The organism is Legionella pelazae (assembly GCF_052527395.1).
Genome location: NZ_JBNVZS010000025.1, coordinates 1 through 11,193, shown reverse-complemented (window position 1 = coordinate 11,193; position 11,193 = coordinate 1). Strand labels below are relative to the sequence as shown.

Genomic DNA, 11,193 nt, shown 5'->3' with positions numbered 1-11,193 from the left:
CCTATTTACTATATTTTTCAAGAAACGATTATAGTCTCGCAAAACGACCGTTAAATGATACTAATATGAATAGCGTGCAGCATTTACACCTGCAAAATTGGACCTGGATATTGAGCTACAATACTATCTGAGGTAAGTAAAGTAATTCCTTCCTGCGTAGCTTGAGCCACAAGTATTCTATCAAATGGATCTTTATGAATAGCAGCCAGATTTTGAATAAATACAGTATGAGCACTTTCAATTGGTAATTCAATATAGTCATTATCCAATAAATTGCGCCGCAGTACTCGCACATCAATTCGAAAATTAATCTTCTGTAAGCTACTTTTAATAGCAATTTCCCAGATACTGGCAGCGCTAAAAAAGAGCTCGTTTGATTCATCCTCAATAATACGCCGTGCTTCAGCTGGTAATTCCTCGGGAAAACCAGCTGCCCATAAAATTAAATAGGTATCAAGTAGTACTTTCATAAATTGCCGTCAAAAAGCTTTTCTATTTCTGTACTTCCTATCCTATCAAAATCTTTCGGTATAGTTAGCTGACCTATCATGAACCCTAGACGCTTTTTTTTAGGACTGGCTGTTGTAAACGCTGTGACTTTTACAAGAGGCTTACCTGCTTTTGCAATAATAAAAGGTTCACCTTGAACTGCTTCTTCTATTAACTTAGATAAGTGAGTTTTAGCTTCATGAATATTTACTTGGTGCATAAAATTTTCTAAAAACTAAGTTTACTTAGCTTAGTTTAATTAAAAATAAGTTATTTTACAAACTATACTTTTGAGACCATATTTAATACAAACCCTCAGAATAGTCGTTCTCCCTACGAAATACCCTGACTGATGGTGTTTAGGTGTAATACTGATGTAAGCGGCAAATTGTTTGGCGGTTTTAAAGGCATTAATATCAGGCATTAAAGCAAGTACACGAAAGGCAGTTAACTTACCAATGCCAGTAATAGTGTTGAGTAACTTAAACTGCTCATTGAGTTGGTTATGATTAGCAACCAAACTCGCTATTTCTTTTTCGATTTTAGTAATCTCTTTTTGAAGTTTTGTTAACTCTTTTATTTCTTTTTTGTTCAGGAGGCATGGCTTGATAAAGGCGAGGATCCATCCGTTGGCCAAATTGAGCAATTATTTTAGCATCAATGATGTCATTTTTATTGCGCGCTAAGGATGCTCTTGCAAAATTTTTGACTTGAAATGGATTAATGACACTGACTCAAATTGCCTTTTTAACTAAAAAATCAGCGAGACGCTCACTATAATGACCCGTTGCTTCCATACAAACCCAGGGCAATCGTGTGTGTTGACTAAGCCAGCCTTCAAACGCCTTATGACCTTTAGGGCAATTGCTAAATACCAACTGCTTATCGCGTCCATTAACTTTAACTGCGATATCAAATTTAGCTTTCGCAACATCAACTCACCCATGCAATCTCCAATAGCTTGTGAAAACACTTAGGGGTAGTTATCAATTGACCAGGCTTGTGAATACAGGTTTACTTGTGAGGGGTTGGCCTAAGATACTGTTCAGTCAGTAGATAAGTGGGGAGAAGGTCCTACTCTACGCTTCAGGCTTTTGCCTTGCCTTGATTCAAGATCGCTTCTCCCATCCCAAGTGCCCTTGAGATTAAGCTTTTTTGCTTACCTTTTAAAGATACAAGCCTTGATGTAGCGTAAGTGTAAGTTCACAACACTTAAGCTATGCTTTTCTCTGCAATAATTTCTTTTTGTACTATAATTGAGCTTAAAGTTCAATTATAGTGAATATATCATGTCTGCTTTACTTAATGAGAATGAAATCATCACGGGGCTTATCGATAAATTATATACAAGTTGTATGGAAGCACGTAACCGAGGTCTTCAAATTTTTGAGGCTAAAGAATACGATGATAAGAAATTAAGGAATTGTTTAAATAATAAGGAAAATATTTTTGAGGTTGATAACCAATTTAAATCGAATTACTTTGTCAAGAGAGCTTTACAGCCAAAAGATATAAGGATGCTGGTTGGCTCGTATCATGAACAAATCGCGTCCATTAAAATAACAGATACTTGTGGCCATATACCTTATGTGATTGGGCAGGCTGACTTTATCGCCACATTTGCTTTAAAAGATGGGCAAAAGCTTCACTTTTTAGTTAAAGGTGGTTTTGATGATCAAATTAAGCAACTTATAAATAAGCTTCCAGAAGAGAATCTTGAAGTTGTATCTAAGAAGTGTAAGCGTACGTCAAAACAGCCAAAAAGCCCTCAATTCTGGGCTGAAGACTGGGAAGAGGAAACAGTTGCAAAAAGCCATTATGATAAAATAAGTGATGATTTTATGAAGCAACGATTTGAAGATAATGTGCTACCCTTGGCTAAGGGAAAAGAGAAATTAATTATCATGGACATTGGCGGTGGAAAAGGGCGATTAGCAAGTAAACTTATAGATATCTTAATAAAGCATCAAGTTCCTTTTAAGTATATTTTAATAGAGCCTGCATCTTCTCAGTGTGAGACTGCTACGAAACAATTTCAAGAAAGATATCCAGAAAAAATGCATAGCGGGGATATTGAAGTGATCAACTTAACCCTTGCCGATTTCTCAACTTCAGAAGAGTACGCCAATTATTGCGGAGAAGTTGATGCAATCATCTTATCCGGAGGGCCTATTAATGAAGAAATAGTTTGGATGAACGAGGCACAAGAAAACTTCTCACGTATACAACCTTTGCTCAGCGAAAATGGATTAATCATTGCTGCAGGCCTTTCTCCTTTGCATTTTACAAGAAAAGATTTTACTGAAAAATATGGCTTAGAAGTGGTTGGCACTGTTAAACGAAATCCAGCGCAAAGCTCCTATCAGAGAGATGAATTACATCAGTGCTATGTCATAAAAAATTCACCAAACCATGCTCTAGAAGCTTCGGCTGACACTAAAAAAGGTATGATGACATAACAGGCTCTATTGCAAAAATTTTTTAGTTTTGGAAAGTGGATTCTTGAAGTTGAAATCTGATAGTTTTGGCTATTTGGGTGGAAAATTAATTCATCTAATTTAAACTTTTCAATATCCAAGTGAAAAATATTTTTTTGATTTTTATAGAATTCAAGTTTTTGCAACAGCGTCCAATAGCCTTTCCTGCTTAGATAACATCGTACCAGCTTGGAAATTGTCAGATCAAATTTTGGCTACTACTCATCAGGATTCATTTTTACTTTCTTGGAAGCTTGTTCATTATCTGAAGTTTGTTCATTATCTCTTGATCTTTTTTTTGAGAAAAATGACGGAGATGTATGATATTCAAAGCTGGTCTTCTTCTTTGGGATAAAATGTTCTTCAGGCTCAACCCTTAACCAACTCTGGTCTGAATTTGATTGGACTTTTACGCCCATTACCTCGAAACACAGACCTCCACCCTGTCTTTTGCCCTTCAGACGTCGCCTTCCATGTACTTCTACGGTAGGAAAGGTAAATGCTTGAGGATTCTCAATACTATGTTCTTTCGAATATTTTTGGAGAGTATTACACAAAACTTCAGGGCCAGAACCTTTTATCGTTAAGTTAAACCGGTCTTCGGTAAGATAACCAGAGTTTAACCGTTCTTCCTGGATTTTTCTCTTTTTATCCATCAATGTTAGCTTATGTTTATTCAGATTCAGATCTTTGTTTTTATCTGGAACCCCGTAAAATGAAAGCAAGGACGTGTGCTCATCAAATTGTTTATAACTGGTAAATATATCTATGATAAGCTGTTTTAATATTTCATGATTTTGAACAGAGCCAAGAATGTCATTTCCTTCTGAAAAAGATTTGGCGAATTTATCAAACACAAGACCGGCCTTAAAACCAAGCTCTGCATTATCTGATTGTAATTGTGTAACCATAAAATCGACAAACTGGATTAAGAAAATGGTATCTGTATCAAAATAATACCCACCCTCTTGCCGTAGAATTTCAGGAACCAGTAAATCTTTACGGGCTGCTGGATTGGCATTACCTACCGCTTCTCTTCCTAAGTACGATTCAAGTTGTTTTTCACCACCCAAGTTTTGGATTTCAGGTGTTTTATAGAAAGGATCATTTCTTGCCTTCATTAAAAGAGTTTCAATGTTTCTTATATTAATCAAACCTTGAGGAATAAAAATATCATTGTTAGCAATTGTCTTGTAAAAGTCGCTATCTTTGTCCATCCAAAGAGTTAATTCAAATCCGCTTTTTTTTGCTAAGTGGGCTAAATTTAGAATACTTAATAGATATTTCTTTGGAACCGGTTTACTTACCCAAACGAAATGAATTTTTTTTGGAATTTCTGGCATTTCAAATTCTCCCGCAATAAGCAGCTAATTTGAAGCTATAATGTTATATTATTACACAAAATGGTTAAGTAAATATTAACAAAAATACGTGTTGGTCTTCGTAAATTTTGTTTCATTTAAAACGCAGAAATTTTTCATCAATAATTCATCATCAGATAGGCTTCATTATTCTTCCAATACAGAGGCTATTTGCTCTTTATTTACCTCTAAGATAACTTTAAGTTTATCTACTTCACCCTCCTTTATACAAAGAATAATATCTCGAAAAGGAGGCATGTTAATTTATCCTACAATAAAATTGACTATCAATTTATAGTATAGCAAAGGGGCTCTTCGTTTCTGGTAATGCTTGATAAAACAGAAAAATCATTAGATTACATTTTAATATTATTTGCAGCGAGGACTCGTTAGAGGATTACTCTGCTCCATGAGATTCCATTTTGCTTTAATTTGCTCAACTTCCTTCTTGGCTTCTAAAGAAGTACGTTCGAAATCAAGATTCGTTAATAAATTACCAGACATCTTTTGTAAACGTATCTTCGCATGGAACCAATTTTTCAATTGTCCTTGCGTTGCTTGCCAAATACTTTTCCCTTGATAAGCATTGGAAATCATAGGAAAAGAATATTGTTCTAATTGTTGAGCCATAGTCAATGCATTTAAAGCTTCTTTAAAGAAAAATTGCTTTTGTAATACTTCATCTCCATTTATAGAAAGCAATGGATAAGAAGATAATTCCTGATACACATTAGACAATAATAAATAACCAGGTGTCCAATATAACTCGGCTGCACGTTGGGCGTAAAATAAAATCTGAGCTGCAATCGACTGATCAGTATACTTGCTTAATAGCTTTAATCCTTCAATACATAGCTCGTTTAAAGCAAAAAAACAGCCAATTTGTCCTGCTAACTTCAAATATTCAGCTGCCTCATCAAATAATGTTGGTGTCATTTCTTTATCTTTAATCAAATCACAATAAACCTGATAGACAAACAGACCTTTTAGTAAGTCAAGGCAGGAAAGAGTGGGCATCGGTACATTTTCATGCCTAGTATCCTGGTTATTTTTTGCTTCTTCTTGTAAACCTGACCCACATTGCCGCCATAAACTTTCCCAATAATCGTCAAACATAGATTGTTGACATATTTGATTAATGAGTGGATAGATAAGTGCAATTTTAAATAAGCTGCTCTCTGGCGCATTTATAATAATAGAATACAGTTTATCAGTTATTTCCAAATTTTTAATATTAGGCTCATCGACTTCTTCCTCTGTAGAGGGAAGATGAAGAAGGATCTGCGAAAATATATAGTTGTCTTCTGCAGATAATGAAAGAAAATTTTCCAAGCTCACAATCTATCCTCTAATTTAAGCATAATGCTCTTATTTTACTGTTATATTAAGCGGATCAACAATCTCTTGTTCCGGGTCAGAGTTAACAATTGAAACATTTGAAACAAAACTAAATGAATCACCTATTTTTCTTTGATTCAACCAAGAGAGAGGACGATATCTCATGTTACCACTTGCAATTCTTTCATAATCTTCGGACTTAAGAACAGCTTTTTTCTCTACCGGAAGTGGAGTAAACGGAAAATATTTCTGCTGTATAGCAAGAAGGGCTAATGCGGGCAATATACCTTCCAATTGTTTAATATCGTGAATCCCTGGTAAATCAAAGGTAATAGAACTCTTTCTTGCCGATCTAAGTCTAATGATTAGAAGGGCAAATTTATTGCATTCTGATTTATCTTCAACAGCCCCTGAAAGTACTGTGATAAGTTCGTCTAATGGCGCCTGATTAATATCCGGGATACTGTACTTATGAGCATCAAATCTTACTTGATTTACCGCTCTTTTTTCACTAGCCATCTCCTCTTTGTTAATTGGAGCTGGCTTAGGAAACATAGATTTTTGTTGTAATTGCTTGACCATATTTTTTATAGTCCAAGAAGAGCGGTAAATACCGCCAGGTGCCTTAGTTTCATGAGGAAGATTTTCTTTTGCATGTTTTAACGCTAACTTATTCCACTCTTCGCGCTCTTTGGCCGTATCTAAACCAATTCCCAGGGTTCCTGCTGCACCCCAAACAAAAATACTACCATCTTCTTTTTTTGAATGAGTACCTAATGGTATTTGACTCGATTTATCACCCTCATAAATACATCTTTCAAAATTACTTAATCCAGTAGTTAGGGAATGCGGCTTTTGCCCAGAGGAATAAACTACTTGATCGCAGATAATTTTTTTCCCCGTTAGATCCAGATGATTGCCAATATGATTATCAGGTGCATCAAAAGTTAGTTGAAGTCTGCCATTAGAGAGTTCTTCTATTTGGGTGACTCTGCCCAATGCAAGATTTACTTGACTGGTAGCTGTATCTATCAACCGATTTAACGCTTTAACATTATTAAATCCTTGACCATCAACTGCTACCCAATATTTAATAGTTGCCTGAGGCTGTGAGCCATAAACGATTTCCGCAATCCAAGCCGCATTAATTGCTGAACTACCAATAAAGACTACTTCACCGTGCAGCTCATATTCTCCATCTTGTGCATATACAAGCTTGCCATTGCTTATTAATTTCCTTTCTAATTCAGGTTTGATTTGAGCATGAGTAAAAGTATTTGGCGCTCCTAAGCCAATACATAAATCAATGGAAGCGGTATAAAAATATAAAACTTCATCTTCAATTTGTACAGAAACTCTATATTGATAATCGATATGTTGCCATGAATATAAAGTTTCCGAGGAACATGATTTTTTATCTTCAAACTTTAGCATTTTTGCATTGAGTACTGCCATGTCAAGATCGTTTTGTGTTTCGACAAGTGATTTCTGAAAATCGCTCGCAATAACATATTGATATGGATTTCTTTTCATCTCATGATTCAATACAAAATCATCCGAGTGAGAGCTAAAAACTTGTGGTGTTTGAATACCGCTAGGCTGCCCCATAATTCTATGACCTTCTTTAAGCCAAGTGTTAGGATTGGCTAAATCATTTATGACTAATACATGCTTACGAAATTCCTCTGGAAATTCAGCATAAAGCATAGTGCTAGCTACACCGCCGCCAATGACAATCCGCTCAAATTTTGGAGATTTATTTTCTTTTATTTGCTTAAGTACTGTTTTAAGTAACATAAGCGAGCGTAGTTTATGAATAATTTGATTTTTCTTTATAGAATGTTCTATTTCTTTTCTGCGAAGTAATTCAAACCTAGTGTCATCTGCATTGGAATTTTCTTTATAGAAATTAATTATTTCTGCCCGAAGTTTACTTATTTCTTCAGCCTCTTTATTTAATTTCTCTTCTTCTAATTTTAATAAATAAATTTCTCTTGAAATTTTTTGTTTTGAAATCATTCGAATATACATCAACTTGTTTTAAATTGATGCATTGTAACTAAGATTTATTAACATTATATTAAGAATAAATTCAAAATTCCTTTATCGCTTTGCATAGAAGAATTTTTTAGGAAGAGTAAATAAATAAGAAATAGCTCATTTTAAAATGATTTCATATGACTAAAATAGGGTTTTATGGATAAAAACATCGAGTTGAAGCGAATTTAGGGGAAAATCTTGTTTGTAACAAGGCTAGATTAAATCATTTTGTGTGCATATTAGTTGCCTTATTTGTATGTAGCAAGAACAATAAATTTGAGTAAAATTACTGTAGCTTTTTCTTCAAATTCTAATATCAATTCACGCTATAAAAGAATTCAGCGTTTTTTTGCAAAATTTAAAATGGATCACACAATCATTACAGGGTTTATGTTTAAGTTACTTGCAAGTAAATATACAAATTTCAGAAAGCGATTGGAAGATTTAAATAACTCAAAGTAAAGTATGAAAGAGCAGCGACTTGATAACTATTACATTTCAGTTAGACAAGATGAAACAACTGATTAATAAAAGATACCTCATTTCGATTGCCACCCATCCATTTATTAAATTGTCCTTTTTTAAACACACGCATGATTTCAAAGTCCTTAATCGTGGCATAAGCGGTTTTCATTGATTGAAATCCACTCTTAAGATTAATAAGTCGCTTGAGTTTTCCCTGATCGGATTTAAGTGGGTTATTACGATATTTAATTTGGTGATGTTTGACTCGCTAGGTCTAAAAAAAATTTATTTTTTGAAGTCAAATTTAATTATTTTTACTCTTACTTTGGGGCTTAATTAATTGTTTTAGATTTTTGAGATTATACACGTGAAAATTATTTTTTGATTTTTACAAAATTAACTTTTGCAACAAAGTCATACATTTTAAGGTTATAAACTTATTTAATTTTTAATATTGAAATTGTTTAGCCTACAATTTTCATAATAGTTGAATTGAACCCTCTAGTTTATTGATAATACAGTACCGCCAGTTAACTCACATAAATTTTGACCTGTTAGGTTAAACACGGCATTCGGCGTACCTGCAGCAGCCCATATCTCATCATAGGTTAATAAATCTTTATCAATAAATATTAAATCGATATGCTGTTTATGACCAATAGGAGGAATACCGCCGATAGCAAATCCTGTAATTTCACGTACAAAGTTAGGCTCTGCTCTACATATTTTTTCACCGACATGATCTCTAATAATTTTTTCATTTACGCGGTTTTGTCCGGAAGCTAACACTAAAACAGGACGATTAGTTATTTTTGTTCTAAAGATTAGTGACTTCACAATCTGAGGAACCGCACATCCAATTGTTGAGGCAGCCTCCTCAGCGGTCCTTGTACTCTCAGAAAGCTCTAAAACCTTGTAATGTAATCCTCTACTTAGTAACGCACTTTGAACACTTTGCGCGCTTTTAGCTAGTTTATCCTTCATTTTATATCTCAATCCCTTAAGTAATATCTAATCATAGGTGGATATATAAAATTAATTCCAAAATGGCAAGTTGTTTCGATGTTGATCAAAAATAGATTTAGAAAGCTTTGAGAGTACAACCCTTCTCTTTCATCATTAAAATATGTTAAATATTTTTCCAAAGTCTGATTTATCAAATTTTTATAATGCCTTATTAAACGACCCTTTTTGTCATTTATAATTTATCTCTACTTAGACTAATATCATACTTTCTATTTACTAATATTACTATGTATAGCTTTGTGCTTTGGATTTATAGGCATGATTGGCTCTATAAAAAATGGCTATTATAGATTAATATTCATTTTTTTAACGCAGCCTTTTATAATGAACACACTTAACGTTTGCTAAGGTCAAAATGTTTAATCTAATTGTAGGTAAATAATATAATGAGTGCAAATGCAAAAAGATAAATTATTAAAATTACTTAATTCCAAGAATCTCAAAAAAAGTAAAGTTCTTTCTATTTATTTGCTCAAAAAATTTTTAGAAACCCAGCCAATCCAAAGAATGAAAAAGGATGATGATATATCTTTCAGAGACTATTTAACCTTTTTCCAAAAAGATCTTAAAGATGTTACAGATTTATTTAAGCCACCTTATTTAAAGAATGAAGATAAAGATGCGACTGTTTTACTTAATAGCTTTATATATTCAGAAAAAAGAAAGCCACTAATGATTATATCTGAAAATATTTTAAAGTATAAACTAGATAAGCTTAACTTCATATCTGAGCCTGCTTCTACACTCACATTCTTACCAAATGGAAACATTCTCAGTGGTACTTGTTATGCCAATCAATATGGCACGGTTTATGGTAAAATAGTGCTTCGTGATTCCTTAGGAAAACGCCTTAAGAATTTAGTTAATGAGCCTGCTTCTACGCTTGCACTTCTACCAGATGGAAACATTCTCAGTGGTACTTGTTATGCCAATCAATATGGCACGGTTTATGGTGAAATAGTGCTGCGTGATTCCTTAGGAAAACGCCTTAAGAGTTTAGTTAATGAGCCTGCTTCTACGCTTGCACTTCTACCAAATGGAAACATTCTCAGTGGTACTTGTTATGCCAATCAATATGGTACGGTTTATGGTGAAATAGTGCTTCGTGATTCCTTAGGAAAACGCCTTAAGAATTTAGTTAATGAGCCTGCTTCTACGCTTGCACTTCTACCAGATGGAAACATTCTCAGTGGTACTTGTTATGCCAATCAATATGGTACGGTTTATGGTGAAATAGTGCTTCGTGATTCCTTAGGAAAACGCCTTAAGAACTTAATTAATAAGCCTGCTTCTACACTTAAACTTCTACCAGATGGAAACATTCTCAGTGGTACTTGTTATGCTAATCAATATGGTACGGTTTATGGTGAAATTGCACTTAAAAGTATAAAGTTGATTGAAGTAAAAACAAAACTGACTTTAGGTGCTACACCTCTCTTGCAAAAAATTGACGAATTTTTATTAGAGCAATCTACTATAACATGCGCTCAATTTCATAAAGGTTATGTAAATCCTACAGGTGAAACATCTCAGTTATGCAGGCTACCTAAAGAAATATTAAGTTCTATTTATTCTTATGTTTTTCCATTTCCAGGTAAGGAAAAAGAGGTAGTAATAAATCCCGATTGCTTTCCTTATCAGACTAGTAAAGATAGCAAACAAGTGTTATTAGGTGACGAGTTTTCTAGAAAAATATTTACATTTTTTTCCAAGTCAAGGCCTATAGTTAGAGATGAACAATGTTATTTGACTCCGTTGCAAAAACCAATGTAAATCCTAAAAGCTGGTTAATGAAAGTCATTTCATTCCTATGGCCAACCAACTAGATATCAAACTACCCTTTCTTGAACATCCCATGATTTCAAATCCTTGGTGGCATAGGCTGTCTTGTTAGGCTGGAATCTCTTATTGGATTGATAAGTTGTTTGAGCTTACTATAACGAGATTCCAAAAAGTTATTGCCATACTTAATTTGATATTGCTTTGTATTTTCTTTC

General features: G+C 33.9%; 9 protein-coding genes and 2 pseudogenes. 2 read left to right on the top strand and 9 right to left on the bottom strand.

Annotation, left to right across the window (positions count from 1 at the left end):
• Nucleotides 1-83: 83 nt before the first annotated feature.
• From ACQUW5_RS15185 to ACQUW5_RS15170, 4 genes and pseudogenes are all read right to left on the bottom strand, one after another.
• A complete protein-coding gene (locus ACQUW5_RS15185; RefSeq protein WP_444992107.1) occupies nucleotides 84-470 on the bottom strand; it encodes a type II toxin-antitoxin system VapC family toxin in 387 nt (128 codons plus the stop codon).
• A complete protein-coding gene (locus ACQUW5_RS15180; RefSeq protein ID WP_444992106.1) occupies nucleotides 467-709 on the bottom strand; it encodes a type II toxin-antitoxin system Phd/YefM family antitoxin in 243 nt (80 codons plus the stop codon). The genes ACQUW5_RS15185 and ACQUW5_RS15180 overlap by 4 nt, the downstream gene beginning before the upstream one ends.
• 39 nt (nucleotides 710-748) lie before the next feature.
• On the bottom strand, nucleotides 749-1,126 hold the full coding sequence (locus ACQUW5_RS15175; RefSeq protein WP_444992105.1) for a transposase: 378 nt from the start codon (nucleotides 1,124-1,126) through the stop codon (nucleotides 749-751).
• Nucleotides 1,127-1,136: 10 nt separating this feature from the next.
• Nucleotides 1,137-1,214: pseudogene (locus tag ACQUW5_RS15170) on the bottom strand (hypothetical protein); the annotation flags it as partial.
• A gap of 564 nt (nucleotides 1,215-1,778) precedes the next feature.
• On the opposite strand from ACQUW5_RS15170, the gene ACQUW5_RS15165 reads away from it, so the two are divergent.
• Entirely contained in the window at nucleotides 1,779-2,948 is a 1,170-nt protein-coding gene (locus tag ACQUW5_RS15165) for a hypothetical protein (protein ID WP_444992104.1), read from the top strand.
• Nucleotides 2,949-3,184: 236 nt separating this feature from the next.
• On the opposite strand, the gene ACQUW5_RS15160 is transcribed toward ACQUW5_RS15165, so the two are convergent.
• From ACQUW5_RS15160 to ACQUW5_RS15140, 5 genes and pseudogenes are all read right to left on the bottom strand, one after another.
• Nucleotides 3,185-4,309 (bottom strand): glycosyltransferase family 32 protein, encoded by a 1,125-nt coding sequence (locus tag ACQUW5_RS15160; RefSeq protein ID WP_444992103.1) that lies wholly within the window; start codon nucleotides 4,307-4,309, stop codon nucleotides 3,185-3,187.
• 387 nt (nucleotides 4,310-4,696) lie between these two features.
• Nucleotides 4,697-5,665 carry a DUF5630 domain-containing protein gene (locus tag ACQUW5_RS15155; protein ID WP_444992102.1) on the bottom strand — a complete coding sequence of 323 codons (969 nt, stop codon included), beginning with the start codon at nucleotides 5,663-5,665 and terminating at the stop codon, nucleotides 4,697-4,699.
• Between the two features lie 30 nt (nucleotides 5,666-5,695).
• Nucleotides 5,696-7,684: a hypothetical protein gene (locus tag ACQUW5_RS15150; RefSeq protein WP_444992101.1), complete on the bottom strand. Its 1,989-nt coding sequence runs from the start codon at nucleotides 7,682-7,684 to the stop codon at nucleotides 5,696-5,698.
• 523 nt (nucleotides 7,685-8,207) lie between these two features.
• A pseudogene (locus ACQUW5_RS15145) lies at nucleotides 8,208-8,429 on the bottom strand (DDE-type integrase/transposase/recombinase); the annotation flags it as partial.
• Nucleotides 8,430-8,671: 242 nt separating this feature from the next.
• Complete coding sequence (locus ACQUW5_RS15140) at nucleotides 8,672-9,154, bottom strand: YbaK/EbsC family protein (RefSeq protein WP_444992100.1); 483 nt, start codon at nucleotides 9,152-9,154, stop codon at nucleotides 8,672-8,674.
• Nucleotides 9,155-9,592: 438 nt separating this feature from the next.
• Here ACQUW5_RS15140 and ACQUW5_RS15135 point away from each other — a divergent pair, with 438 nt between their 5' ends.
• A complete protein-coding gene (locus ACQUW5_RS15135; RefSeq protein ID WP_444992099.1) occupies nucleotides 9,593-10,969 on the top strand; it encodes a hypothetical protein in 1,377 nt (458 codons plus the stop codon).
• The last annotated feature ends 224 nt before the right edge of the window (nucleotides 10,970-11,193 follow it).